General features: G+C 68.2%; 26 protein-coding genes. 10 read left to right on the forward strand and 16 right to left on the reverse strand.

All coding sequences use genetic code 11. From position 1 onward, the window contains the following. Positions 1 to 996 precede the first annotated feature (996 nt). Positions 997 to 1,428 (reverse strand): MarR family winged helix-turn-helix transcriptional regulator, encoded by a 432-nt coding sequence (locus TY25_RS13205; protein ID WP_042256239.1) that lies wholly within the window; start codon positions 1,426 to 1,428, stop codon positions 997 to 999. Positions 1,429 to 1,480: 52 nt separating this feature from the next. On the opposite strand from TY25_RS13205, the gene TY25_RS13210 reads away from it, so the two are divergent. After that, positions 1,481 to 2,557, forward strand: coding sequence for a substrate-binding domain-containing protein (locus tag TY25_RS13210; protein ID WP_042256240.1), 1,077 nt, complete (start codon positions 1,481 to 1,483; stop codon positions 2,555 to 2,557). A 7-nt stretch (positions 2,558 to 2,564) separates the two neighbouring features. Here the strand turns inward: TY25_RS13210 and purQ are convergent, their stop codons facing one another. Continuing rightward, positions 2,565 to 3,242 (reverse strand): phosphoribosylformylglycinamidine synthase subunit PurQ, encoded by a 678-nt coding sequence (gene purQ, locus TY25_RS13215; RefSeq protein WP_042256241.1) that lies wholly within the window; start codon positions 3,240 to 3,242, stop codon positions 2,565 to 2,567. Beyond that, positions 3,239 to 3,475 (reverse strand): phosphoribosylformylglycinamidine synthase subunit PurS, encoded by a 237-nt coding sequence (gene purS, locus TY25_RS13220; RefSeq protein WP_014981451.1) that lies wholly within the window; start codon positions 3,473 to 3,475, stop codon positions 3,239 to 3,241. The genes purQ and purS overlap by 4 nt, the downstream gene beginning before the upstream one ends. 130 nt (positions 3,476 to 3,605) lie before the next feature. Between purS and TY25_RS13225 the strand changes: the two genes are divergently transcribed. Next, positions 3,606 to 4,250 carry an MBL fold metallo-hydrolase gene (locus tag TY25_RS13225; RefSeq protein ID WP_042256242.1) on the forward strand — a complete coding sequence of 215 codons (645 nt, stop codon included), beginning with the start codon at positions 3,606 to 3,608 and terminating at the stop codon, positions 4,248 to 4,250. On the opposite strand, the gene TY25_RS13230 is transcribed toward TY25_RS13225, so the two are convergent. Next, complete coding sequence (locus tag TY25_RS13230; protein WP_081868855.1) at positions 4,247 to 5,620, reverse strand: dipeptidase; 1,374 nt, start codon at positions 5,618 to 5,620, stop codon at positions 4,247 to 4,249. The genes TY25_RS13225 and TY25_RS13230 overlap by 4 nt on opposite strands. Before the next feature lie 160 nt (positions 5,621 to 5,780). Here TY25_RS13230 and gad point away from each other — a divergent pair, with 160 nt between their 5' ends. Then, positions 5,781 to 7,184, forward strand: a complete 1,404-nt coding sequence (gene gad, locus TY25_RS13235; RefSeq protein WP_042256243.1) for a glutamate decarboxylase — start codon at positions 5,781 to 5,783, stop codon at positions 7,182 to 7,184. 55 nt (positions 7,185 to 7,239) lie between these two features. Here the strand turns inward: gad and TY25_RS13240 are convergent, their stop codons facing one another. From TY25_RS13240 to TY25_RS13250, 3 genes are all read right to left on the reverse strand, one after another. Next, entirely contained in the window at positions 7,240 to 7,941 is a 702-nt protein-coding gene (locus tag TY25_RS13240; RefSeq protein WP_029899571.1) for a DUF2334 domain-containing protein, read from the reverse strand. A gap of 121 nt (positions 7,942 to 8,062) precedes the next feature. Next, positions 8,063 to 10,237, reverse strand: coding sequence for a S9 family peptidase (locus TY25_RS13245; RefSeq protein ID WP_042256244.1), 2,175 nt, complete (start codon positions 10,235 to 10,237; stop codon positions 8,063 to 8,065). A gap of 86 nt (positions 10,238 to 10,323) precedes the next feature. Continuing rightward, positions 10,324 to 10,722, reverse strand: coding sequence for a MerR family transcriptional regulator (locus TY25_RS13250; protein ID WP_042256246.1), 399 nt, complete (start codon positions 10,720 to 10,722; stop codon positions 10,324 to 10,326). Between the two features lie 46 nt (positions 10,723 to 10,768). On the opposite strand from TY25_RS13250, the gene TY25_RS13255 reads away from it, so the two are divergent. After that, on the forward strand, positions 10,769 to 11,857 hold the full coding sequence (locus TY25_RS13255; RefSeq protein ID WP_042256247.1) for an alkene reductase: 1,089 nt from the start codon (positions 10,769 to 10,771) through the stop codon (positions 11,855 to 11,857). A gap of 100 nt (positions 11,858 to 11,957) precedes the next feature. Further along, positions 11,958 to 13,001, forward strand: a complete 1,044-nt coding sequence (locus TY25_RS13260) for a DUF2330 domain-containing protein (RefSeq protein WP_052382953.1) — start codon at positions 11,958 to 11,960, stop codon at positions 12,999 to 13,001. A gap of 4 nt (positions 13,002 to 13,005) precedes the next feature. Here TY25_RS13260 and TY25_RS13265 read toward each other — a convergent pair whose 3' ends face one another. Next, the gene (locus tag TY25_RS13265; protein ID WP_042256380.1) at positions 13,006 to 13,239 is read right to left on the reverse strand and encodes a hypothetical protein; all 234 of its coding nucleotides are present in this window, start codon (positions 13,237 to 13,239) and stop codon (positions 13,006 to 13,008) included. 179 nt (positions 13,240 to 13,418) lie between these two features. Here TY25_RS13265 and TY25_RS13270 point away from each other — a divergent pair, with 179 nt between their 5' ends. Together TY25_RS13270 and TY25_RS13275 are read left to right on the forward strand one after the other, a co-directional pair. Next, complete coding sequence (locus TY25_RS13270) at positions 13,419 to 14,621, forward strand: sensor histidine kinase (protein ID WP_042256248.1); 1,203 nt, start codon at positions 13,419 to 13,421, stop codon at positions 14,619 to 14,621. Beyond that, entirely contained in the window at positions 14,618 to 15,289 is a 672-nt protein-coding gene (locus TY25_RS13275) for a response regulator (RefSeq protein WP_042256250.1), read from the forward strand. The genes TY25_RS13270 and TY25_RS13275 overlap by 4 nt, the downstream gene beginning before the upstream one ends. Positions 15,290 to 15,313: 24 nt before the next feature. On the opposite strand, the gene TY25_RS13280 is transcribed toward TY25_RS13275, so the two are convergent. The 6 genes from TY25_RS13280 to TY25_RS13305 form a co-directional block, all read right to left on the reverse strand. Then, a complete protein-coding gene (locus tag TY25_RS13280) occupies positions 15,314 to 16,273 on the reverse strand; it encodes an alpha/beta hydrolase (RefSeq protein WP_042256252.1) in 960 nt (319 codons plus the stop codon). A 128-nt stretch (positions 16,274 to 16,401) separates the two neighbouring features. Continuing rightward, a complete protein-coding gene (locus tag TY25_RS13285) occupies positions 16,402 to 16,824 on the reverse strand; it encodes an HIT family protein (RefSeq protein WP_041562381.1) in 423 nt (140 codons plus the stop codon). A 151-nt stretch (positions 16,825 to 16,975) separates the two neighbouring features. Beyond that, positions 16,976 to 17,509: a hypothetical protein gene (locus TY25_RS13290; RefSeq protein WP_042256254.1), complete on the reverse strand. Its 534-nt coding sequence runs from the start codon at positions 17,507 to 17,509 to the stop codon at positions 16,976 to 16,978. A 65-nt stretch (positions 17,510 to 17,574) separates the two neighbouring features. Further along, entirely contained in the window at positions 17,575 to 18,996 is a 1,422-nt protein-coding gene (purB, locus tag TY25_RS13295) for an adenylosuccinate lyase (RefSeq protein WP_042256256.1), read from the reverse strand. Between the two features lie 6 nt (positions 18,997 to 19,002). Beyond that, on the reverse strand, positions 19,003 to 19,641 hold the full coding sequence (locus TY25_RS13300; protein ID WP_014981435.1) for a TetR/AcrR family transcriptional regulator: 639 nt from the start codon (positions 19,639 to 19,641) through the stop codon (positions 19,003 to 19,005). Between the two features lie 128 nt (positions 19,642 to 19,769). Next, on the reverse strand, positions 19,770 to 20,933 hold the full coding sequence (locus TY25_RS13305; RefSeq protein WP_088607051.1) for a pyridoxal phosphate-dependent aminotransferase: 1,164 nt from the start codon (positions 20,931 to 20,933) through the stop codon (positions 19,770 to 19,772). A 138-nt stretch (positions 20,934 to 21,071) separates the two neighbouring features. Between TY25_RS13305 and TY25_RS13310 the strand changes: the two genes are divergently transcribed. After that, on the forward strand, positions 21,072 to 22,061 hold the full coding sequence (locus TY25_RS13310) for a M23 family metallopeptidase (RefSeq protein ID WP_042256381.1): 990 nt from the start codon (positions 21,072 to 21,074) through the stop codon (positions 22,059 to 22,061). A gap of 6 nt (positions 22,062 to 22,067) precedes the next feature. Here the strand turns inward: TY25_RS13310 and purD are convergent, their stop codons facing one another. Then, positions 22,068 to 23,381, reverse strand: coding sequence for a phosphoribosylamine--glycine ligase (gene purD / locus TY25_RS13315; protein ID WP_042256259.1), 1,314 nt, complete (start codon positions 23,379 to 23,381; stop codon positions 22,068 to 22,070). A 287-nt stretch (positions 23,382 to 23,668) separates the two neighbouring features. Between purD and TY25_RS13320 the strand changes: the two genes are divergently transcribed. Both TY25_RS13320 and TY25_RS13325 read left to right on the forward strand, forming a co-directional pair. Continuing rightward, the gene (locus TY25_RS13320; RefSeq protein ID WP_014981431.1) at positions 23,669 to 24,046 is read left to right on the forward strand and encodes a PH domain-containing protein; all 378 of its coding nucleotides are present in this window, start codon (positions 23,669 to 23,671) and stop codon (positions 24,044 to 24,046) included. Between the two features lie 30 nt (positions 24,047 to 24,076). Next, on the forward strand, positions 24,077 to 24,502 hold the full coding sequence (locus tag TY25_RS13325) for an HIT family protein (protein ID WP_042256260.1): 426 nt from the start codon (positions 24,077 to 24,079) through the stop codon (positions 24,500 to 24,502). Here TY25_RS13325 and TY25_RS42615 read toward each other — a convergent pair. Next, positions 24,478 to 24,684: a hypothetical protein gene (locus TY25_RS42615; RefSeq protein ID WP_146154100.1), complete on the reverse strand. Its 207-nt coding sequence runs from the start codon at positions 24,682 to 24,684 to the stop codon at positions 24,478 to 24,480. The genes TY25_RS13325 and TY25_RS42615 overlap by 25 nt on opposite strands. Positions 24,685 to 24,763 lie beyond the last annotated feature (79 nt).

The raw sequence follows: 24,763 nt of genomic DNA on the forward strand, positions 1-24,763 counted from the left end.
GGTTGAACCATTTAATCGAGCAGCGGCGATCATGCCACTCTCGATTTCAGAATGTCAAACCATCTCGGCCGGAGAGGAAATCGACCGAGGATCGCCTCGGACGAGAGGCGGGGAGAGCTCAGCCAGCTGGGGAAGCTAGATGACCGCGATGATGATGCCGAGGATCACGGTAAGAGCCGCAATGGCAGCACCGGCCATACTTCCAACCACGGGCAGAAGCATTGTTCCTCCTGTTGTCGGTAGAGCTAGTGATCGCGCAGCGACGGAGTGCCGCTGCCGATATCAGAGATGTCGAACTACCTCGACATTTCAGGAACTTAGCCGAGGTCGCCTCACACCGGAGGCAGTTTCACGAACTCGGTCTGAACGGAGTGCTAGATGACCGCGATGATGATGCCGAGGATGACGGTAAGCGCAGCAATAGCGGCACCGGCCATACTTCCAACCACGGGCAGCAGCATTGTTCCTCCTGTTTGTAGGTCGATCCATGGATGACTTAGCGCTGGTGATCATGCCAACTGTCACGTGGCACGTGACGATCCGACCCGGCGTGTCGGGAAATTAAACGAAGTCGCCTCGCTCCGGACTTCATTTAAATAGAATATGGCTACTCAATAATTAACTGGTCGGTCGTCCGACCAAATCAATGCTCAACCCGCACAACCCAATCCGGCCGATGGCAGCACAAGCGGACGGCCGAGCCCGGCCGTCCGCTGTGCCGACAAAAAAAGGAAAGATGGACGAGTTAGTCGTCCGGGCCGGGCCGATGGCTCCAGCGGGCCGACAGACCCCACCGCGGCACCGCGGAGCCGCGGCCGTGCCCGGCTATTGCGCGGCCGCAATGAACGGCCACTCACATGCCCGCGAAACAATCCGCGCTTCGGCCCGAATGGCCGACCTCGCCGGTTAGTTCCGAGTGGAATCGTTTGGCGGACAAGCGAAGACGCCGCCGATCACAGATCGGACGTTCCGGGCATACATCGGATGAATACGCGCTTACCCCGGATTCACGGAAACGAGTTCCAGCAGTCGCATGAGGTCCGTATAACGGCGTGCACCGATCCGGGCGCGCAGTTCCTGTTCCGCACGCGCCTCTTCGGCGCGCACCGACGCGACGAGTTCCGCACCGAGCCTGCTGAGCCCGATCAGAATCCGCCTGCGGTCGTCCTGTGCGGCGAGCCGGAAGATGAGACCGCGCTCGGCCAGGTAGTCCGCGTGCCTGGTCGCCGAGGACGGCGCCAGCTGTGACCTGGCCGCAAGCTCGCTCATCGTGATGCCGGTCTCGCTGGAGAGATTCGACAGCATCGACCACTGATCGGCCGTGAGCTGCCTGGCACACAGTGCTGCGTCCAAGTGACGCAGCCAACCGCGTTCTGCGGCACGCAGCGCACCATGCAGCGTCGAATATCCGCTTACAATGGTCGTCATTGTTATTTCCTGCCTGCCATGAATTTCGCTCGAACGAGAAGAAGAGTACCGAATGTCAGCGTTCGGCGAGAGCCCCGAGGGCACTATCGAGATCCTGAACATCGTTCCGATGCAGGGTCCCGGCGGTATCGTGGCCCCCTCGTGCGACGCGGCGATTTCGCTGGCGGTCGACGAAATCAACCGGGGCACAGGAATTCTCGGTCGCGAAATTCGTACTACGAATATCGACGGCGGCCGGCCGCCGCACGAGGTGGCGAACGAGGTTTCCGCCCTGCTCGCGACCGGAATGGTGGACGCGATCACCGGCTGGCACACCTCCGCGGTGCGGCTGGCAGTGGCGCGGGCGACCGCGAGCCGGGTGCCCTATCTGTTCGCCACCGGGCACGAAGGCCTGCCGGACGAGCTGCCCGGTGTACTGATGCTGGGCGAGCATCCGGCGGGGCAGACGCTGCCCGCCGTGCACTGGCTGGCCCGCGAACACGGCATCCGGCGCTGGGCGATCATCGGCAACGACTACATCTGGCCGCGGGAATCGGCCAAGGCGATCCGCAACAGCCTGGCCGACCCCGACGCCATCGTGCTCGAGCGGTTCGTGCCGCTCGGTTCACCCGATTTCGGCGACTTCCTCTCCCATCCGGCGCTGGATCAGGCCCAAGGCGTGATGATCCTGATGGTCGGTGCGGACGTGTCCCGGTTCAACCGGCAGTTCGCGGCTACCGGTCGCGCGGCCTCGCAATTGCGGATCAGCCCGGCGGCGGACGAGAACGTCTTGCTGGCGGGCGGGCCGGGCGCCAACCACAACTTCTATGTGGCATCCAGCTTTTTCATCGACGAGCATTCACCGGACGGGCGCGAACGGGTGGCGCGTTATCGCAAGCGGCACGGTGAATTCGCGCCCGCGCTGACCAGTTTCAGCAATATGACTTATGAGGCCATCCACACGCTGGCCGGGCTCGCGCACGCGGTCGGCTCACTGCGCGTGCCCGAAGTGCTCGGCGCGCTGGACCACGGGGTGATCCTGGAGACCCCCGGCGGCCAGCGCGCCTTTCAAGGCAATCAGGCGATCCAGCACGGTTTCATCGCCCGCGCCGACGGCGTCGAATTCGACATCGTCGACCGCATCACCTGACGGCGGATCAGGCCGCGACGAGCGTGTCCAGCACCGAGAGGAACAGGCCGAGCCCGTCGTCGCTCGGGCCGGTGAGCGGCTCGGTCGCGTGCTCGGGGTGCGGCATCAGGCCGACGATGCGGCCGTCGGCCGAGGCGATGCCCGCGATGCCGCGCTGCGAACCGTTCGGGTTGTCACCGGCGTAGCGGAAGACCACCCGGCCTTCGCCCTCCAGCTCGTCCAGCACGGCGGTGGGCGCCTGGTAGCGGCCCTCACCGGACTTGAGCGGGATGAGGATCTGCGCGCCGGCTTCGTAGCGCGAGGTCCACGCCGTAGCCGCCGATTCCACCCGCAGCCACTCGTCGCGGCAGATGAAGTGCAGACCTTCGTTACGGGTCAGCGCGCCGGGCAGCAGGCCGGCCTCGCACAGCACCTGAAAGCCGTTGCAGATCCCCAGCACCGGCAGGCCGGACTGCGCCGCGCGCACGACCTCGCCCATCACCGGGGCGAACCGGGCGATCGCGCCGGCACGCAGGTAGTCACCGTAGGAGAACCCACCCGGCACGACGACCGCGTCGACCTGCTTCAGATCCGCGTCCGCGTGCCACAGGCTGACCGCCTCGGCGCCGGACAACCGCACCGCACGGGCCGCGTCGACATCGTCGAGCGTCCCCGGAAAGGTGATGACTCCGATCCGCGCCGTCATGGCAGGCGAACCACCTTCCACTCCTCGATCACGGTGTTGGCCAGCAGCGATTCGGCGATCTGTGCGAGCTCCGCGTCGCCGACACTGTCGTCGACGTCGAGCTCGAATCGCTTGCCCTGCCGGACATCCGAGATGCCCTCGAATCCCAGGCGCGGGAGTGCACCGACGATGGCCTGTCCCTGGGGGTCCAGGATCTCGGCCTTCGGCATCACCTCGACCACGACTCGTGCCACGCGTTGCTCCTCAAGTGGGGTGGGGGGTTACCTCAGCAGCGTAGTTGTGCTGGTTGCCCGCGGCACCTCCGGGGTCGGCCAAAATTCGCGGGGCGGGGGCCACGGACCGCACCGCGCATAACATGGCGCCATGCGCATAGCTCACTTCGGCCACTCCTGCCTACTCGTCGAGCTGCACGGTAAGAAGGTGCTCTTCGATCCCGGCACCTTCTCGCACGGCTTCGAGGGCCTCACCGGCCTGGACGCGATCGCGATCACCCACCAGCATCCCGACCACATCGACCCGAACCGGATCGAGGCGCTGATCGAGGCCAATCCGGCGGCGCGGCTGCTCGCCGATCCGCAGACCGCGCAGCAGCGCGGCGAGCCGTGGGAGGCGGTGCACGCGGGCAACGTGCTCACGCTCGGCGATCTGCAAATAACCGGCGGTGGCGGTCGGCACGCGGTGATCCATCCGGAGCTGCCCGTAGTCGACAACACCGTCTTCCAGCTGGGCACCCCGGACGATCCGGCGCAGCTGGTGCACCCGGGTGACTCGCTGTGGGTGCCGCCGGTCCCGGTCGGCGTGCTCGCGGTGCCCGCGGCTGCGCCGTGGATGCGGCTCAGCGAGGCCGTGGACTACCTGCGCGCGGTGCGCCCGCGCACCGCGCTGCCCATCCACTACGGCATCATCGAGCCCGCCGCGCAGGGCATCTACTTCGGCAGGCTGGCCGAAATGGGGCCTGCCGAAACAGAATTCACCGTGGTGGAGCCCGAAGACCAGCGCGAGTTCTAGCGCGCCCGCCGGGCCTGCTCGGCGTAGTCGAGCAGGAACAGCGCCTCGGCCAGGGCCATGTGCTCGATCTCGCTGGGATCCACGCTCTCGTTCGGCGCGTGGATCAGCGCCTTCGGTTCCTCGACGCCGAGCAGCATGATCTCGGCGGCCGGGTAGGTGTCGGCGAAGACATTGCACAGCGGGATCGAGCCGCCCTGTCCCTGGGTGGTCGTGGGACGACCGTAGGCGGCGGTCAGCGCCGCCTCCATCGCCTCGCGCGCCGGGCCGCCGCTGCTCGATCGGAACGCGGCGCCGACGCCTTCGAGCTCGATGGTGAGTTTCGCGTTCCACGGCGTGTTCGCCTCGAGGTGCGCGACGAGCGCCTTGTGCGCCTGCTCCGGATCGGTGCCCGGCGGGATGCGCAGGTTGAGCCGGGCCCGCGCGGACGGCTGCACGGCGGCGGCCGACCCGACCACCGGCGGCGCGTCGATGCCGAGCACGGTCAACGCGGGCCGGGCCCACAGCATGTCGGAGACCGTGCCGTCGCCGGTGCACTCGACGCCGGGCAACAGGCCTGCGTCGCTACGGAATTGGTCTTCCGGGTACTGCACGCCGGTCCAGCGCTGGTCGTGCTGCAGTCCCGCGACGGTGGTGTTGCCGTGTTCGTCGCGCAGCGAGGCGAGCAGGTGGATCAAGGCCGCGAGCGCGTCCGGGGCGGCGCCGCCGAACATGCCGGAATGCAATGGGCTGGTCAAGGTTTCGACGGTCACCACGACATTCACGTTGCCGCGCAACGTCTCCGTCAGCGTCGGCACGCCCGCGGCGAAGTTGCCGCAGTCGCCGATCACGATCGCGTCGGCCCGCAGCAGTTCCGGGTTGGTCTCGACGAACCGTTCGAGCCCGCCGGTGCCCTGCTCCTCGGATCCCTCGGCGACCACCGTGATGCCCAGCGGCAGGTCCGGCCCCACCGCGCGCAGTGCGGTCAGGTGCATGACGATATTGCCCTTGCAGTCCGCGCTGCCACGGCCGTACCAGCGGCCGTCGCGCTCGGTGAGTTCCCAGACCGGCGAGTGCCAGGCGGCGCCGTCCAGCGGCGGCTGCACGTCGTAGTGGCAGTACAGCAGCACGGTCGGCGCGCCCTCCGGCGCCGGTCGCGCGGCGATCACCGCCTTGCTGCCGTCCGGCGTCTCGTGCAGACCGACCCTGGTCAACCCCGCCGCGGCGAACGCGTCTGCCACCCACTGCGCGGCACGGTCGCACTCCTCCGGCGGGAACTGCCGCGGGTCGGCCACCGATTTGAACGAAACCAGTTGTGTCAGATCGGTTTTCGCCTGTGGCATCAGCGCGGCCACGGCCGCGCGCAGTTCGGCGGTACGAGAATCGTCGGTCACCCGTCCACTCTGGCACGAACTGACCAGTCCACCGAGTGAAATATCGCGCAACGGCCGATTCGTGTCGCCGCGCCCCGCGCCGCCGTCCGCCGCGTGTGTGATTCTGGTACCCGAGCGCAGTTCGGTACCAGCACGCGAGCCGACCCTCCGGAGGCAGCCGATGTCCGAGACCCCCGACTCCGACGACCTGTTCGCGTTACCCGGGATCAACCGGATCGCGCCGCGGGCCGGTTTCCCGCAGCATGAACTCCGCCCCCAGGTCGCCTACGAGATCGTGCACGACGAGTTGCTGCTCGACGGCGTCTCGCGGATGAATCTCGCGACCTTCTGCACCACTTGGACCGACGATACGGCGCGCAGGCTGATGGCCGAGTCGCTGGACAAGAACATCGTCGACAAGGACGAGTACCCGCAGACCGCCGAGTTGGAGCGACGCTGCGTGCGAATGATCGCCGACCTGTGGCACTGCCCCGATCCGGCAGGCACGCACGGCACCTCGACCACGGGTTCCAGCGAGGCGGCGATGCTCGGCGGCCTCGCCGCCAAGTTCCGCTGGCGGCAGCGCGGCGGCACCGGCACACCCAATTTCGTCTGCGGCCCGGTGCAGGTCTGCTGGGAGAAATTCGCGCGGTATTTCGACGTCGAGATCCGGCAGGTCCCGCTCAGTGGTGACCGGCTGACGTTGCACCCGGACGAGGTCGCCGCGCACTGTGACGAGCGCACCATCATGGTGGTGCCGACCTTCGGACAGACCTTCACCGGCCTGTACGAGGACGTCGCCGGGATCAGCCGCGCGCTGGACCGGGTGCAGGAGGTGAGCGGCCTGGACATCCCGATCCACGTGGACGCCGCCAGCGGCGGGTTCCTGGCCCCGTTCACCGCGCCCGATCTGGTCTGGGATTTCCGGCTGCCGCGGGTGAAATCGATCAACGCCTCCGGGCACAAGACCGGGTTGGCGCCGCTGGGCGCGGGGTGGGCGATCTGGCGTGAGGCCGCCGATCTGCCCGCCGAGCTGATCTTCGATGTGGACTACCTCGGCGGCAGCGTGGGCACGTTCAATCTCAATTTTTCCCGGCCGGGCGGACAGGCGATCACCCAGTACTACGAATTCATCCGGCTCGGCCGCACCGGCTACACCCGGGTGCAGTCCGCCGGCTACCGCGCGGCCCGGAAACTGGCCGCGGGGCTGCGCGAATTCGGCACCTTCGAGCCGATCCACGACGGCGACCCGCGACATGGGATCACCGCGGTGTCGTGGCGGCTGATCGGCGACCCGGGCTTCAACCTCTACGACCTGTCGGATCGACTGCGCAGCCGCGGCTGGTTGATCGCCGCCTACCCGTTGCCCGCGCACCGGGAGAACGAGATCATCATGCGGGCGGTGATCCGGCACGGCTTCACCGTCGACATGGCCGACCTACTGCTCGCCGACTTCGACCGCTGCGTGAAACAGCTTGCCCGGCATCCGTTCTCGACCTCGCTCACCCGCCGGGAAGCGGGCGGATTCACCCACAGTGCGACGGCGCAGGTGCCGGACCCGAAACGGGACACGCACCCGGGCTGAGTCTTTCGCGCGTCGCCGCCCGCTTTACGCCATGACGGGCGGCGACGCCGGTGCGTTACGCCGCGCGTGCGATCGCGGGCGACTCCCACCGATAGACGGCGCCTACGGCACCGTGGAACAGCGCGAGATCGACGGCGTCGAGCATGGCCTGACGGGGGCCGGAGCGTTCCAGCTGGGCGGCCGAAACCGCAAGGCGCAGTAGCCCTCCGCGCCGCGCGGTACGGGCGGCGCCCATCACCAGCGCGCGACACCACCACGGTTCGGCGCGGAAACCCTCGCCGATGCCGTACACCCGGACCTTCTGCGCCACATTGCTTTCCAGATCCAGGATGGAGGTCAGGCCCAGCGCGACGCGGAACCCGAGCTCCGGCAGCACCTCTAGCGCGCCGACCGAGGCGTCCCAGCGCGGCGCCGCGAACAGGCGGGTACGCAGCTCCACCTGCTCCATCACCCGATCCGCCGCGGTGAGCCGCAACTTCGCCTCGTGCCGTGGCAGCGTGGCGAATTCGGCCCGGCGGCGTTTGGTCGCGGCCTGGTCGTAGCCGTGCAGCACGATGGCGTCGCCGCGGGCCCGCCTGCCGCGCAGCCAGGCCTGCGTCGCGGGGTCCTCGGTCAGGCGGTACTTGCCCTTCAGCCGGGGCGCCACGAGCAGCGATAGCGGCACACCGCGCTGGTCCATCGACGCGGCGAACTCGATCGCCGCGTCCCGGGTGGTGTCCCTGATGCCGGAGATCGAGACGATCAGCTCAGCGTTCATGAACCTACGATGCCAGCGGCAGATGTATTCGACGTGCAGGTCGGGTGACCGCGCGACGAACAGCGCCGGGCAAGGTCGCTACCTGCGGTGCGGCCGATCCGACGGCCGCACCGCGTGCGGGTCACGCACCGGCGAGACCGACCCGGTCCAGCACCCAGGCGTACTCGAAGGCGACTTCCTTCCACTTCTCGTACCGGCCGCTGACCCCGCCGTGGCCCGCGCTCATCTCCGTCTTGAGCAGCAGCTGCGCGTCACCGGTCTTGGTCGCCCTGAGCTTGGCGACCCACTTGGCCGGTTCGACGTAGAGCACGCGCGTGTCGTTGATGCTGGTGATGGCGAGGATGGCCGGGTAATCCTTGGCCTCGATGTTCTCGTACGGCGCGTACGACTTCATGTAGTCGTAGACATCCTTGTCCGCCAACGGGTTACCCCACTCGTCCCATTCGATGACGGTCAGCGGCAGCGACGGGTCCAGGATCGAGGTGAGCGGGTCCACGAACGGGACGTTCGCCAGGATGCCCGTGAACAGCTCGGGGGCCAGGTTCGCCACCGCGCCCATCAGCAGGCCGCCCGCGCTGCCGCCGTCGGCGATCAGCCGATCCGCGGCGGTGACGCCGGTGTCGATCAAATGCCGGGCGCACGAGACGAAATCGGTGAACGTGTTCTTCTTGGTGAGCGTCTTGCCGTTCTCGTACCAGAGCCGGCCCATCTCGCCGCCGCCGCGCACGTGCGCGACGGCGAACACCATGCCGCGGTCCAGCAGAGACAGGCGCGAGACCGAGAAGGACGGATCCATGCTCGCCTCATAGGAACCGTATCCGTAGAGCAGCAACGGTTTCGGTGCGTCCAGCGGGACGCCCCGCTTCCAGACCAGGGAGATCGGGATCCGGGTGCCGTCCGCGGCGACCGCCCAATCACGATGCTGCTCATAGTCGTTCGCGTCGTACCCGCCCAGTACCGGCTGCTCCTTGCGCAGCAGCAGGTCACCGGTGGCCGGCACGTAGTCGAACACCTGCACCGGGGTTATGAACGAGCTCAGTCCGATGCGCAAGGTCGGTTGTGCCCATTCGGGATTCGCGCCCGCGCCGACGGAGAACAGCTCGAGGTCGAAGTCGAGTTCCTTGCGCTCGCCGTAGCCGCTCTCGGTGAGCGGCCAGACCGTCACGCGGGTGAGCGCCTCGCGCCGGTAGCTCAGCACCAGGTGGTCGGCGAACGCGTCGACATCCTCGAGCCGCACGTCGTCGCGGTGCCCGATCAGCAGGGTCAGGTTCGACGGGTCGGCCACCGGTGCGTCGGCGAGCACGAAGTTCTCCGCCTTCACGCCGTCCACGACGTCGTTGTGCAGGATCAGGAACCGGTCCTCACCGGCCACCACCGCGTGCTCGGCCGAATATTCGACCCCCTCGCGGCGCGGCAGGATCACCCGGAACTCGCCCTCGGGGTTGTCGGATTCGAGCACCCAGCCCTCGGTGGTGATCTTGGAACCGACCCAGATCATCAGGAACTTCTCCGAGCGCGTGGAAACCACGCTCACCCAGTACCGCTCGTCCGGCTCGTGGAACACCTTGACGTCGGCGTCCGGCGCGGTGCCGAGCCGATGCCGCCACACGGTGTCGGGCCGCCACGATTCGTCGACCGTCTGATAGAAGACGTGCGTGCCGTCCAGCGACCAGGTCGCACCCGGTGCGGTCTCGGCGACCTCGTCGGGCAGCAGGTCACCGGTGCGCAGGTCCTTGAAGCGCAGCACGTACCGCTCGTCCCCGTTGGTGTCCACGGAGTAGGCGAGCAGGTTGCCGTCGTGACTGATCGAATACGCGCCGAGCGCGAAGAAGTCGTGGCCCTCGGCCAGCACGTTGCTGTCCAGCAGGATCTGCTCGCCCGGCACCTCGGTACCGGCCTCGAGCTGCGGCGGGGTCCACGCGTCGATGCCCTCGGCCTCGGCCGCGATCGGACAGCGGCAGTGCACGCCGTACTGCTTGCCTTCGAAGCTGCGCGAGTAGTACCAGTAGTCGCCCATCCGGGTCGGCACCGACAGGTCCGTCTCCTGGGTCCGCGACTTGATCTCGTCGAAGATGCTGTCGCGCAACCCGGCCAGGTGCGCGGTTTGCGCCTCGGTGTAGGCGTTCTCGGCTTCGAGGTACGAGATGACCTCCGGGTTCTCCTTGTCCCGTAGCCATTCGTATTCGTCGACGAACACGTCACCGTGGTGCACGCGTTCGGTGGGCACCGTCTTGGCGATCGGCGCGGCCACCCCGCCCAGGTCTGAGATCGTTCCGGTACCACTGTCGAGAGCCATGGGCTCCACCGTAGCGGCGCGCGCATCGTCCGTCCCGGCAGGACCCGGCCTGCCCACTGATCAGCGGGGACACTCCGGCCTTCCGGTCAGACCTCCGCTGATCCCGCGTTTCCCCGGGGCATCGTGGCGTGGTCCGAGGCGGCATGGATGACACCGTCGAGAACCTGCTGGGTGCTCTGCAGATCACGCAGCGCCTGTTCGATCCGGCGGCGTTCCTCGGTGAGCCGTTCCAGCAGCAACGGCGTGGCCGCCGCGTTGGGCGTGCCGTCCACATCGTTGATGCACGGCAGCAATTCGCCGATGGTGTCGCTGTGCAGGCCGGCCGCGAACATCTCCTGGATGCGGCGCACGCGCTCGACGGCGGCGGCCGGGTATTCGCGCTGCCCACCGGAGGTCCGCGTCGCGGCGAGCAGCCCCTTGGTCTCGTAGTACCGCAGCGACCGGACGCTGACGCCGGTCCGCTCGGCCAGTTCTCCGATGCGCACAATCGCTCCTTGACCTGACATTGATGTCAGGTTTTACGGTACAGGAATGAGGCTGCTGACCGAATACCGCGATCCGAAACTCACCACCCCCAACCGCATCGTCATGTCGCCGATGACCCGGCTGCGCACCCAGCCCGACGGCGCGCCGACCGCGGACGTCATCGACTATTACGCCCAGCGGGCGACGGCGGGGCTGATCATCACCGAGGGCCTCTGGCCGCATTCGACCGGGCAGAGCGAGGCGTGGTCGCCGGGTCTGCAGACGGACCGGCACGTGGCGGCTTGGCGGCAGGTCACCGAGGCCGTGCACGCGCGCGGCGGCCGCATCTTCGCGCAGCTCATGCACGGCGGCCGCAAAGGGCATCCGCTCGCCCGCATCGACGGCTCCTGGCCCGCCGGTCCGTCCGCCGTGCTGGACGAGGATCGGGTGCACCTGATCGCGGGCGGCAAGGCCGACCCCATCACGCCTGCCGCGTACGACCACGACGGCATCGCCGCTGCCGTGGCGCAGCATGCCCACGCGGCGCGCAACGCGATCGACGCGGGCTTCGACGGCGTCGAGCTCCACGGCGCCAACAGCTATCTAATCCACCAGTTCCTGGCCGACAACACCAACCTGCGCACCGACGAATTCGGCGGCTCGCCCGCCAACCGCATGCGCCTGCCGCTGGCCATCGTCGACGCGGTGGCGGACGCGATCGGCGCGCAGCGCACCGCGATCCGGCTCTCCCCCGGCAATCCGCAGTTCAACATGTACGAGGCCGATCCGGGCCCGCTCTACCGGACGCTGATCACCGAACTCGATCGGCGCGACCTCGCCTACCTGCACCTGACCGACAACGACGACTACCCGGCGCTCGCCGACCTGCGCCCCCGCTGGCACGGCACGCTCATCGCCAATATCGGCGAGAACCGGGAACCCACATCCGCCGCGGGTGCCGAAGCTGTGCTCACACGCGGCCTCGCCGATCTGGTGTCGTTCGGTCGCGCGTTCATCGCCAATCCCGATCTGGTGCACCGCATTACCCACGATCTGCCGCTGGCCGCCCTGCGCGAGGACGGGCTGTACGGCCGCACCGCCGAGGGTTACAGCGACTATCCGGCGTATGCGGCGAGCATGGCGCGCAGCGCGTAGCCCGAGCCGGACGCTCAGCTCTATCGGCGAGCCGCGAATTCGAATCGGCGTGTCGCCCTGACGAATCGGCGTGTCTGCGTCGTGTCGTAGGGTTGCGATTATGCGTATCGCCGTTGCCAGCCGGGTGGCCGTCGCCGCGACGATACTGTCCGCGGTGGCGGGACTCGGCGCGGCGAGCCCGGCCGCGGCCAGCGGCGGCGCACTCGCGGTGCCGCCGGGGCGGCAGGCTTCGATCGCCGCGGAAACCGCGTTGCTCAGCTGGGACGGCAAACGCGAGACCCTGGTGCTCGACCTGAATCTGTTGGCGGACACCGACAATGCGGTGCTCGTCGTCCCGACGCCGAGCCGGGCCAGCTTGGAGCCGGTCGCCGAAACCACCTTCGTCGACCTGAATCGGCTGACCCTGCCCGAGATAGTGACCGAGCGCCGCTGGTTCGGCGCCGGCGCGCCCACCGGCGCATCCGACGGGCCCGATCAAGCGACACTGGAAGACCCGACAGGTCCGTTCGAGACGTTTCACTTCACCGGCGCGCAGCTCGCCGACATGCGAACTTGGTTGGCCGCCACCGGTTACGCCCTTCGGCCGGAAGCGCATACCGCGCTCGACGAATACGGCAGGGACGGTTGGTCGTTCGTCGCGATCCGGCTCACCCGTTCCGGATCGATGACCGGAACGCCTTCCTTGACCGGGCGGATCGATCCGATCCGTTTGAGTTTCGCGACCGAACGCCCCGTCTACCCGATGCGGATCTCCGGCACCGCACCACAGCGGGTGCAGTTGTATGTGCTGAGCGACCACCGCGTGGCACGTTCGGACACCGGCGCGACGACGCAGACCGTCGATGTGGAATTCGCCGGACGTATTGCCGACACCACCAATCCGACGCTGACCGGTATGGCGGACGGCGGACGGAACTATCTGACGAAAATGTCGGTCGCGATCCCGGACCCCTCGAGCCGCACGACCGACTTCACCTTCGCCGCCGCACCCACCGACGACGAGGTCCGCGGCCGGCTCACGGTGCTCGAACCCGTGGAATTCCTCGGCATGCCCGCCGGTCCGGTGATCCTCGCGCCCGCGACGGCGGCCGCGGCGCTGGTGCTGTTCGCACTGGTGCGCACGTTGCGCAGACAGCCGAAGTAGCAGATCAGCCTTCCAGTACCTTCACCTTGTCGTTCGCTCGGCCCGCGAGGACCGCGCCGAGCGCCGCCAGCACGACGAGCCCGGCCAGTTCGCCGAGCCAGCCGCCCGGCACCCAATCGAACAGGCCCCACAGCTGCGATTTCCGGTGATCGATCAGCAGCCGGATGACCGCCTGTGCCGAGGCGACCAGTACGACCATGCCGACGACCTGCACGCCGATCCACGCGTTCTTGCCCATCCTGCTCTTCCTTTCGTCGCTGTGCCCGGTCCAGACACCCTCGGTGCCGTTCTCATGGTTCGCCGCGCACCCTGAATCGCGCATCGGTCATCGGTCGGGGGCGGGTTCATCCTTTGGTCGCTCGTGATTCGCCCTGCAGAGCGATGCGCCGGCCGGCTACCCCCACATAGAGTCACCTCATGTCCAGCGCTCCCCTGTCGTCGGCGCCGCCGCTGCGGTGGTGGTCGCACGCCTGGCGGCTGGCGGTGGCGGCGCTGATCGGCGGGCTGGCCTGGAACACCTCCCAGGTCGAGATGGCACCGCTCGACGGCATGCAGCTGGCCTGGTTCCACGTGGTCGATCCACTGCTCGGCGTGGCCTGCATCCTGCTCACGCTGCTGCGGCGCCGGTATCCGGTGACCATCGCGGCGATCGTGACGGTGGTGTCCACCGTGTCGGTGACAGCGAACGGCGCGGCCGCCCTCGTGCTGTGCTCGCTGGCCACGCGCAGGCGGTATGCCGAAACGATCGCGATGTCGATCGTCTGCATCGGCACCGGCTTACTCACCGACACCGTCTTCTATCCCAAACGTCCTGACATCCAGCCGGATTGGTACGGGCCGACCGTGCTCACGGCCACCGTCGCCGCCATCGTCGCGATCGGCTTCGCGGTGGGCGCACGCCGCGATCTGGTGTGGTCGTTGCGTTCTCGCGCCGAAACCGCCGAGCGCGAGCAGCATGCGCGCGCCGCCGAGGCCCGGTTGCTGGAACGCAACCGCATCGCACGGGAGATGCACGACGTACTGGCACACCGGATTTCGGTGGTGGCGATGCACGCCGGGGCGCTCGGCTTCCGCACCGACCTGAGCCGGGAGCAGACCGCGGCCACCGCGAAAACCATTGCCGAGAACGCCCATCTGGCACTGCAGGAGCTGCGCGAGGTGCTCGGCGTGCTGCGCGCCGACACCACGCTCGACGACACCCCGGAACCGCCGCAACCCACCCTGGCCGATCTGGAGCGGCTGGTCGACGAAGCCCGCTCGACCGGCATGGACGTGTCGATCACCGACACCACCACCGCCGAACTACCCGCGACCAGCGCCCGCACCGCGTATCGCATCGCCCAGGAGGGACTGACCAACGCGCGCAAGCATTCACCCGGCGCGCCGGTGCGGGTGCGCATCGACGGCGGCCCCGGCGGTGACCTGACCGTCGTCGTCGGCAACGCCGCCGCACGAGCGCCCGGGCTGTCCATCCCATCCTCCGGATACGGCCTGCTCGGTCTCACCGAACGCGCCGAATTGGTCGGCGGCACCCTCGATTACGGACCCGATCCGGCGGGCGGCTACCGCCTGCGCGCGGTGTTGCCCTGGCCCGCCGCCGTCACCACGGGCGAGCGATGACCGCGCCGATCCGGGTGGTCGTCGTCGACGACGAACCGCTGGCCCGCTCCGCGTTGACGCTGATTCTCGGCGGCGATCCGGAACTGGCGCTGGTGGGCGAGGCCGCCAACGGTGAACAGGCGCTCGCCGTGGTGCGCGAGCAACGGCCCGATCTGGTGCTGATGGACATCCGGATGCCGGTACGCGACGGGCTCGACGCCACCCGCGAACTGCTCAACCGGCCCGATCCGCCGCGCGTGGTCGTGCTGACCACCTTCGACGCCGACGATATGGTGTTGCAGGCGTTGCGCATCGGCGCGCACGGATTCCTGCTCAAGGACACGCCACCCGCCGAGATCGTCAGCGCGATCAAACAGGTCGCGGCGGGCAAGCCCATGCTGTCGCCCAGCGTGACCGCGCAGCTGATCTCGGTGGCCACCGCCGCGCCCAGCGCGGACGAGGCGGCCCGCGAGCCGGCCCGCCGGGCCCTGGCCGCCCTCACCGACCGGGAACGCGAGATCGCCGAAGCCATCGGCCGCGGACTGTCCAACTCCGATATCGCCAAAGAACTACACCTCAGCGTCGCCACGGTGAAGTCGCACATCAGCAGACTGCTCACCAAACTCGGCGCGGAGAACCGGGTGCAGATCGCGATCCTGGTGCTCACCGCGGGTCGCCCCGGCACGTGATCCGCTGGGCCGCAACGGAATCGGTCAGGCGCCGATGGCGGGCGCGATAGTCGGCCACGACGCGTGCAGGGTGTCCTGCCAGTACGACCAGGAGTGAGTTCCGGTGGGGCTGTAGTCGACTCGGGCCGGGATCCCCAGGGCGCGCAAGCGTTGCTCGAAGGCGACCACGCAGGTGTTGACACCGACCTCGACCGGGCCGCCGAGGAAAATGTTCTCGGCCAGTTGCGGTTTGATCTCCAGTTCGTGCGGACCCGGGATACCGGTGCCGGACGAAAGGTAGATCGTTTTACCGCGCAGGTTCTCCACCAGCAGCGCGGGATCGTGTTCGGCCCAGGCCGGACTACCCGGCGGACCCCACATGTTGACCGGATTCCCGCCCCGGTTCGCGATCGAGAACATCGTCGCGCCCATCGCCAAGCCGGTGTCGGGGCAGGCGCTGTAGCCCGCGACCGCGCGATACAGCCACGGCTTTCGGGCGGCGAGAATGAACGCCGCGTTGCCGCCCATGGAGAGCCCGCCGATCGCGTTGACGCCGTTGCCGTTGAACGCCGCATCGATCAGCGGCGGCAGCTCCTCGGTCAGGAACGTCTCCCAGCGGTAACGGCCGAAGCGGGGATCATCCTGCTGCCAGTCGGTGTAGTAGCTGGCCTGTCCGCCGACGGGCAGCACCACATTGACGCGCGAACCCGCGAAGAAGTGCTCCGCGTCGGTCGCGTTGGTCCAGGTGCTCTGGGTCTGACCGGGATCGAGCCCGTCCAGCAGGTAATAGGTCGGCCGGGGGCCGCCGCCGGCCGGATGCAGCACTTGCACCTGGATGGTCCGGCCCATCGCGGGTGAATCGATGAACAGCGCCGAACGGGTGGACGTGAGGCGGTCGATGCGCTCGAGCTGCGCGGCCGCCGCCGGACCGGAGCCCACCCACGCAGGTGCGGCCAGGCCCAGCGCCAAGGCCAGCACTGCCACAGCAACCGATGTTCGCCGCACGTCCCCACCTCCATCACCGCAAGACAATGACCTTCAAGGTAACTCACCGCAAGACGGGACGGAAGAGATCTTGATTTCAGGCTTCCATTCAGCAAACTGTCCGGTATGTATGCGCTACGTCCGGCGGCTCATCGTTCGAGGGCCCCGCGGATCGACCCCGCCAGATAATCCAGATCGGCACGCGGCGGACTGGTCGGACGGCCACGCAAGCCGAATCCGTCCCCGAGAGTCCGCGGGATGACGTGCAGATGCACATGGAACACCTCCTGGCCCGCCGTAACCCCGTCAGCCAGAAAGAAATTCACTCCGTCGCAGCCGACCTCGCTGACCCGCAACGCCGCCGCCACCCGCTGCCCCACCTGAAACAGCTTGCCGCCCACCACCGGATCCAGCTCCGCCAGACTCCGTGCCGCCACCTTCGGCACCACCAGCACATGCCCCGGCGTCATCGGCCGAATATCCATGAACGCCAACACATCATCATCCTCGAACACCCGGCTCGCCGGCGCCCGCCCAGCCACAATGTCGCCAAAAATCGTGTACGGATTCACCGCAGCACCCTAACCCCACCCCAACACGAAACTCGACAATTGCAATAGCCTCTACGCATCAGATGAAGTACTATCGAGACAGCTTCTGGCACTAGCTGGAAGAAGTGGACCCGGCTCTTCACCGGACGGTGGGCAGTCGGGTTTCGCGTTTCTACCGCCTGCTGTCGACGTCGACAACCCTCCGAATCAGCGGCGTCACGATCTGCTTCCACGCGCCACCGGCCCCGAACGCCCAGGCGATGGCGTCAGGCCACCACAGCGCCGGCTCCGTGTGCGGCAGTAGGTGAACATAAGGGAGTTCCGATGAAGTCTTCCTGAGCACCGCCGCTACGCAGTGCCGATCACGCTGGTCCTGACTCTCGCGCGACTCGATCACAAGTCGCGCAGCCCTCGCTTCGATCAGATCTGCGACAAGCTCGGTCAGGCAGACGCGCCTGGTCTCGACCTCCGGACCGTGGCCCTCATAGATCGCCACGTCAATGCTGGCTGCTTGGGCCATAGCGCCCAGGATCTGCCGACGCCGCTGATCAGGCTCATGGTTGAAATGCCACCGACGTTGACCCCGGAGGCAGAAACTCCGACCGAGCTCGCGCGCAGCCGCAAGTTCGGCCACCGGGATCAACACCGCGCACAGCAGATAGCGATCTCTTCGAATCGATTCGTCAACGAACGCGTGAAAGGGCACCGTGGGACGATACCGTTCAGCTATGACACCCGCGAACCAGATTTCCGGCGAAATCGTTGCTCTCGCTACAGGATTGGCGAAGGGGTGTAGCGCGCCGCTTCGGGGTCGGCGTCGACGAGTTTCTGGACGGCGGCGATGACATCGGAGACCTGGGCCTCGGCGGCGCCGATGAAGGCGGACTTGTCGGCGAGGGCGGTGTCGAGGGCGGCGCGGTCGAGCGGGAGGCGATCGTCGGCGGCGAGGCGGTCGAGCAGATCGGGTTCGCGGCCCTGTTCGCGCATGGCGAGGGCGACGGCGACGGCGTGCTCCTTGATGACCTCGTGCGCGGTTTCGCGGCCCACGCCGGTACGGACCGCGGCCATCAGGATCCGGGTGGTGGCCAGGAAAGGCAGGTAGCGGTCGAGTTCACGGGCGATCACGGCCGGGTAGGCGCCGAATTCGGTGAGCACGGTGAGGAAGGTTTCCATCATGCCGTCGATCGCGAAGAACGCGTCGGGCAGCGCGACGCGGCGCACCACCGAACAGAACACGTCGCCTTCGTTCCATTGCGCGCCGGCCAGCTCGGCGGCCATCGAGGCGTATCCGCGCAACACCACCTGCAGGCCGTTCACCCGTTCACACGAGCGGGTGTTCATCTTGTGCGGCATCGCCGAGCTGCCCACCTGGCCGGGCTGGAAGCCTTCGGTGACCAGTTCGTGCCCGGCCATCAGCCGGATGGTGTGCGCGAACGAGGACGGACCGGCGCCCACCTGCACGAGCGCGGACAGCACATCGTGGTCGAGCGAGCGCGGATACACCTGGCCGACGCTGGTGAGCACGTTCGCGAAACCGAGATGCCGCGCGACCTGCTGCTCCAACCGGGACAGCTTCGCCGGGTCGCCGCCGAGCAGGTCGAGCATGTCCTGGGCGGTGCCCATCGGACCCTTGATCCCGCGCAGCGGATACCGCTCGATCAGCTCCCGGACCCGGGTGAGCGCGATGAGCAGTTCGTCGGCGGCCGAGGCGAACCGCTTGCCCAGCGTCGTGGCCTGCGCGGCGACATTGTGCGAACGACCCGCCATCACCAGGGTCTGATATTCGGCGGCCCGCTCGGCCAGCCGGGCCGCGACCGCGACACCGTGCGCGTACACGTGCTCGAGCGAGAGCCGGATCTGCAGCTGCTCCACGTTCTCGGTGAGATCGCGGCTGGTCATACCCTTGTGCACGTGTTCGTGCCCGGCCAGCGCGTTGAACTCCTCGATGCGCGCCTTCACGTCGTGGCGGGTGACCCGTTCCCGTTCGGCGATGGACGCCAGATCGACCTGCTCGAGCACGCGCTCGTAATCGTCGAGTACGCCTGCGGGAAGGTCGATTCCGAGTTCCGACTGCGCCCGCAGCACCTCCAGCCAGAGTCGCCGTTCGAGCACGATCTTGTGTTCGGGCGACCACAGCCGCACCAGTTCGGGGCTGGCGTATCGGGTGGCAAGAACGTTCGGAACGAGGGTCACGTCTTGTCAGTCTAATGTGCGGAAACGGTCCACTTGCTGGGGCGTCGCCGGAGCGACGATGTCGATCACCTCGAGCAGGGCGCCGCGCGCCATCCGGCGGGGTTCGGGGTCGAGTTCGGTGAGTGCCGCGACCACCGCGCCGTCCACCACGGCGACCAGTCTGCGGAGTTGTTCGGGCCGGACGAGTCGATCGGAGCGGCGCAGCACGTCGGCGAGCAGCTCGTCGAGCTGGGCGCGCAGCCGTAGCTGCACCTCTCGCAGCTCGGGGTGCCGCGCCGAGGCGACCGAGCGCTCGTAGCGGGCGATCAACTGCCCGCGCGCGCCCTCGTCGTGCCCGTCGGTGCCGACCAGCAGATCGAGCACCAGATCGACGGTCGCCTCGGCGCCGCGGCGGCGGTGACTCACCTCGCCGACCCGGCGGCGCATGGCGTCGAGTTCCACATTGCCGCTGAATTCGACCGCGCGCGCGATCAGGTCTTCCAGCGATTCGAAGTAGTAGGTGGTCGACGCCAAGGGAAGGTCGGCGCGGGTCGCGACCGAACGGTGCCGCACTGCCTCGAATCCGCCTTCGAGCAACAACTCGGCGGCAGCAGCTACCAAAGCCTGGCGACGCCGTTCGCCTTTCGGGGTCGTCGCGGTGATCACCGTGCCATCGTGCCAGTCGTCATCAGTTCTTCCAGGGGAAATCAGCGAGGAAAAGCAACCATCGATGTTTTACCGTATCCGCGCGGTCATGGTGTCGAACTGCGGAAAGTTGTTGCCGTACACGACGATCAGACTGCGAGATAGTGCCCTAGACGCAGCAGCGCCGCCTCGATGTCGGCGGTGGCGCCCGCGAAGGAGAACCGCACTGTCCGGTTTCCGCGCACCGTATCGAAGTCCAGACCGGGCGCGAGCGCGACGCCGGTGTGGTCTAGCACGTCGGCACACCAGCCGCGCGCATCGTCGGTGAGGTGACCGATATCGGCGTAGGCGTAGAACGCGCCGTCGGCCGGGGCGAGATCGGTGATGCCCAGTTTCGGCAGCCCGTCCAGCAACAACTGCCGGTTGATCGCGTAGCGCCGCACGTGCCCGTCGAGCTCGGCCTTCGCCTCGGCACCGAACGCGTGCAAGGCCGCGTACTGCGAGATGGCCGGCGGGCACACGGTCAGATTGGAGGCGAGTCGCTGCAGCGCCGGGCGCAGCCCGGCCGGGGCGAGCATCCAGCCGAGCCGCCAACCGGTCATCGAGAAGTATTTGGACACCGAACCGATGACGACCGACTCCCGCGAGGTCTCCCACGCGGACGAGGTCGCGGTATCCGCACCCGCGTAGGTGATGCCGTGATAGATCTCGTCGGAGATGAGCAGGGTGCCGTGCTCGGCACACCAGCGCGCCAGCGCCGCGAGTTCGGCGGGCGCGATCATGGTGCCGGTCGGGTTCGCCGGACTCGCGACCACCAGCCCCGCCGGCGGTTCCGGCAACGCCGCCAGCATCGCCACGGTCGGCTGGAACCTGGTCTCCGCGCCGCAGTCCAGTTCGACGACCCGGCAGCCGAGCGCGGTGAGGGTGTTGCGGTAGGCCGGATAACCGGGCCGGGCCACCACGACGGTGTCCCCCGGGTCGAAGGCCGCCAGGAAAATCAGCGAGAACGCGCCCGACGACCCGGTCGTGATCACGACATCGTCCGGGTCCACCGGGTAGCCGTAGGTCACGGTGTGATGCGCCGCGATCACCTCGCGCAGCGCAAGAATGCCGAATGTCTCGGTGTAGCCGAGCAATTCGGATTCGATCGCGGTTCTCGTCGCGCGCAGCACCGGCGCGGGCGCGGGCGTCGAGGGCTGGCCGGCCGCGAGTACCAGCACATCGCCGTGCGTTCTGGCCCGTTGCGCCGCAGCTTTCCAGACATCCATCACGTAGAAAGGTGGAATGGTCGACCGGCGAGATTCTCTGGACACCCGCAAGACGCTAGACGGTGTCCCCCGACGGCAGCGCGCGGATGCCGGGCTTTCGTCTCGTCGCGCAGACTCCGCCGTATCCCGCCGTCGCGCCTGCCTGTCCTGCACGCGGCCGCGACCAGGGTTATGGTCGCTTTGATGCTCGAGAATGCTCGACGAGCCGGCCTCGACCGGGTGCGCGGAGTGGGCGGCATCGTGGTCATTCCGCCGGATTGGCGTGCCCGGATGCGGGAGAAACCCGCCCGGGGCATCCGCGTGCTGTTCGATCGGGTGCAACTCGGTGAACTGCTGCGCCACCGGCCCGACCCCAGGGAACTGTGGCGGCGGCGGGCCGAGTTACCCGAACTGTGGGCGCAGCGACGACCCGATCGGGACAGAATGCTCGCGCTGCTGCGCAAGCATCGCGTGCTGCTGGCCGGGCTCGCGGCCACCGCCGTGTTCGCCGCGGGCGACACCGCCTACACCGGCACCATCAGCGATCAATTACCCGACGTGGACCACGTGCAGCGCGTGGCCGTGGCCTATCCCTTGCAGATGCAGACCACACCGCCCTCGGTACGCCGCTACCTGAACGCCATCGCCAACGGTGAACGCCTGCGCGAACAGGCGGTGGTGGCCGCCGCCGCGCGCGCGACCTTGGAGCGCGCCAAGGCCGAAGCCGCCGCGGCGGCCGCGGGCGAATACCAACCGTGGATGGCGGGCGGCACCCTCCCGAATCCCGGCGCGGTACTGCCCGGCATGGGCGGTTTCGTGATGCCCGCGCGCGGCGTGTTCACCTCCGGGTTCGGTTCCCGCTGGGGCACCTTCCACAACGGCATCGACATCGCGGGCCCGATCGGCACGCCGATCTACGCGGTCGCCAACGGCACCGTCATCGACGCGGGCCCGGCCGAAGGATTCGGGCTGTGGGTGCGCATCCGGCACGACGACGGCTCGATCACCGTGTACGGCCACATGTACGACTTCTTCGTGTCCCGGGGCGAGCGCGTCCCCGCGGGCATGCCGATCGCGCGCATGGGCAACCGCGGCGACTCCACCGGCCCGCACCTGCACTTCGAGGTCATCGTCGGTGGTCAGCACGTAGACCCCCGCCAGTGGCTGGCGGTCCACGGCCTGAACTTCGGCTGAGGCTGTTTACGACTCCCGGGTCTGGCCCGAACTGGCGGAGGCGCGGTCCGGCACGGCGATACGGTCTTCCACCGCGGCGAGACCGATATCGGTGCGGTAATGACTGCCCGGCAGCTTGATCGCGGTGATCCGCGCGTAGGCGTTGGTTCGTGCCTCGGCCAGGTCGGCGCCCACACCGACGACGTTGAGCACCCGGCCGCCCGCCGAGATCAGCGCGCCGTCCTCGCGCAGCGCGGTGCCCGCGTGCAGCACCGCCGCGGTGTCGTCGATTGCGCCGTCACCGGCGCCGGAGATCACATCACCGATGCGCGGGCGGCCCGGGTAGTTCTCGGCGGCGACGACCACGGTGATCGCCGAACCGTCCCGCCAGCGCGGCGGTTCGACCTCGGCGAGGGTGCCGTTCGCGGTGGCGGCGAGCAGTTCGCCGAGCGGGCTCTCCAGCAGGGCGAGCACCGCCTGGGTCTCGGGATCGCCGAAGCGGCAATTGAATTCGACCACGGCGGGCCCGGCGACGCCCATCGCGAGGCCCGCGTACAGCAGTCCGGAAAAGCCGCTGCCGCGCCGAACCAGTTCGGCGGCAACGGGTTTCACCACATCTTCGATGATCGTGGTCACCGCGTCCGGGGACAGCCAGGGCAGCGGCGTGTACGCGCCCATGCCGCCGGTGTTCGGGCCGGTGTCGCCGTCGCCGACCCGCTTGTGGTCCTGCGCGGGCAGCAGCGGCACCACCGTCTCGCCGTCGACCAGGCAGAACAGCGAGACCTCCGGCCCGTCCAGGAACGATTCCAGCAGCACCGGATGCCCCTGCTCGAGCAGTTCGGCGCCGTGATCGCGGGCTGCCGACCGGTCGGCGGTGACCACGACGCCCTTGCCCGCGGCCAGGCCGTCGTCCTTCACCACCCAGGTCGGGCCGAAGCGGTCCAGTGCCGCGTCGAGATCGGCCGGGTTGTCCACGATCTCGCTGTGCGCGGTGCGCACCCCGGCGGCCGCCATCACGTCCTTGGCGAAGGCCTTCGAGCCCTCGATCCGCGCGGCCGCGGCCGACGGGCCGAAACAGGCGATGCCCGCGGCCCGCACGGCGTCAGCCACACCCAGCACCAGCGGCACCTCGGGACCGATCACCACCAGTTCGGCCGCCACGTCGGTGGCCAGCGCGACCACGGCCTCCGCGGAGCACGGATCGACCGGCCTGGTCTGCGCGTGCTGGGCGATGCCCGCGTTGCCCGGAGCGGCGACGATCCCCGTCACCGCGGGATCCCTGCGCAGCGCAAGGACGAGGGCATGTTCACGGGCTCCGGAACCGATGACGAGTACGCGCACGGCAGACAGCTTAGGTGAAGCCGTCCAACACCATGCCCCGACCATGATGTGCCGACCAAGTCATCGCGGCTTCTTACTCAGCGGGTGATTTCGCACGGACATGGGTAACTCGTCGGGGACGGGCTGACACATCCACGACACCACCGTCGGCCGCCGACGCCACGACCGCGGCACCTGAGTCTGGCCTGAATACGCGGAGAGGCGGGGGAGCGCATCATGGAAAGGGACGGTTCCGGCATACCGCCGCGGGCCTGCCACACCCAGATCGTGCGAAGGACGGGGAAACGATGGGCCTGATCGACGGAATCATGGGCAACGCCGGACGGATCGATCCCGGTCGGGCACAACAGGAATACGCGAAGTTGATGGGTGAGGGCGAACAGATCTATGCGGCGTACCTGCTGGTGCGCGACGCCATCCTGTTCACCAATCGCCGCCTGATCCTGGTCGACAAGCAGGGCATGACCGGACGCAAGGTGAGCTATCACAGCATTCCCTACCGGGCGATCACGCATTTCTCGGTGGAGACCGCGGGCACCTTCGATCTGGACGCCGAGCTCGCCATCTGGATCTCCGGCAATCCCGATCCGTTGCAGAAGCGGTTCAACCGCCAGGTGGACATCTACGAGGTGCAGGGCATCCTGTCGCACTTCGTGTCGGTGTAGTCCGCGCCGGCCCGGACTAGTCTGCGCTGTATGGCTTCTGTCTTCAGCGCGATCATCGCCGGTCAGCTCCCGGGTCGATTCGTGTGGGAGGACGACGAATTCGTCGGCTTCCTCACCATCGCCCCGGTCACTACCGGGCACACCCTCGTGGTGCCCCGCAAAGAGATCGATCAGTGGCAGGACGTCGACTCCGAGACGTTCGCCAGGTTGACCGCCGTCGCCCAGAAGATCGGGCAGGCGGTGCGGCAGGCGTGGGACGCGCCGCGCGCGGGCCTGCTCGTCGCCGGGCTGGAGGTGCCGCACCTGCACGTCCACGTCTTCCCGGCGTTCACCATGACCGATTTCGACATCTCGGGCGCGGACCCCGACCCGTCGCCCGAATCCATGGACGACGCCCAGGCCAGGATCAAGCAGGCGCTGCGCGACCTCGGCTACGGGGCGAACGTGCCCGACTGAACCCGTCGCGGATGATGGGTGAACCAGGGGTGGCCGGGCGCCGAAACAGGTTGCCTGGCCGCCCTTTTCGCTGTCGGCGGCAATTCTTCCCGCGGCGGCCACACCGGCAACCCGTAGCCCTCCGGCATCCGCTCCAGTTCGTCACAGATGTCGTTGATCAGCTGACTCGTGCTCGGGCGCATCGGTTTTCCCCTCCGTTTCACGCGCGGTCGACCCCAACCGCCGCCACCACAACTACCAGGCAGGTACGACAACTCTCGC

It is taken from the genome of Nocardia brasiliensis NBRC 14402 (assembly GCF_000308475.2).
Classification (GTDB): Bacteria; Actinomycetota; Actinomycetes; order Mycobacteriales; family Mycobacteriaceae; genus Nocardia; species Nocardia brasiliensis.

Coding starts and splice junctions, on each gene's coding strand:
- TY25_RS13205 (WP_042256239.1), bottom strand. CDS start 1,428: ATGACGACCATTGTAAGCGGATATTCGACGCTGCATGGTGCGCTGCGT.
- TY25_RS13210 (WP_042256240.1), top strand. CDS start 1,481: ATGTCAGCGTTCGGCGAGAGCCCCGAGGGCACTATCGAGATCCTGAAC.
- purQ (WP_042256241.1), bottom strand. CDS start 3,242: ATGACGGCGCGGATCGGAGTCATCACCTTTCCGGGGACGCTCGACGAT.
- TY25_RS13225 (WP_042256242.1), top strand. CDS start 3,606: ATGCGCATAGCTCACTTCGGCCACTCCTGCCTACTCGTCGAGCTGCAC.
- gad (WP_042256243.1), top strand. CDS start 5,781: ATGTCCGAGACCCCCGACTCCGACGACCTGTTCGCGTTACCCGGGATC.
- TY25_RS13240 (WP_029899571.1), bottom strand. CDS start 7,941: ATGAACGCTGAGCTGATCGTCTCGATCTCCGGCATCAGGGACACCACC.
- TY25_RS13245 (WP_042256244.1), bottom strand. CDS start 10,237: ATGGCTCTCGACAGTGGTACCGGAACGATCTCAGACCTGGGCGGGGTG.
- TY25_RS13255 (WP_042256247.1), top strand. CDS start 10,769: ATGAGGCTGCTGACCGAATACCGCGATCCGAAACTCACCACCCCCAAC.
- TY25_RS13260 (WP_052382953.1), top strand. CDS start 11,958: ATGCGTATCGCCGTTGCCAGCCGGGTGGCCGTCGCCGCGACGATACTG.
- TY25_RS13265 (WP_042256380.1), bottom strand. CDS start 13,239: ATGGGCAAGAACGCGTGGATCGGCGTGCAGGTCGTCGGCATGGTCGTA.
- TY25_RS13270 (WP_042256248.1), top strand. CDS start 13,419: ATGTCCAGCGCTCCCCTGTCGTCGGCGCCGCCGCTGCGGTGGTGGTCG.
- TY25_RS13275 (WP_042256250.1), top strand. CDS start 14,618: ATGACCGCGCCGATCCGGGTGGTCGTCGTCGACGACGAACCGCTGGCC.
- TY25_RS13310 (WP_042256381.1), top strand. CDS start 21,072: ATGCTCGAGAATGCTCGACGAGCCGGCCTCGACCGGGTGCGCGGAGTG.
- TY25_RS13320 (WP_014981431.1), top strand. CDS start 23,669: ATGGGCCTGATCGACGGAATCATGGGCAACGCCGGACGGATCGATCCC.
- TY25_RS13325 (WP_042256260.1), top strand. CDS start 24,077: ATGGCTTCTGTCTTCAGCGCGATCATCGCCGGTCAGCTCCCGGGTCGA.
- TY25_RS42615 (WP_146154100.1), bottom strand. CDS start 24,684: ATGCGCCCGAGCACGAGTCAGCTGATCAACGACATCTGTGACGAACTG.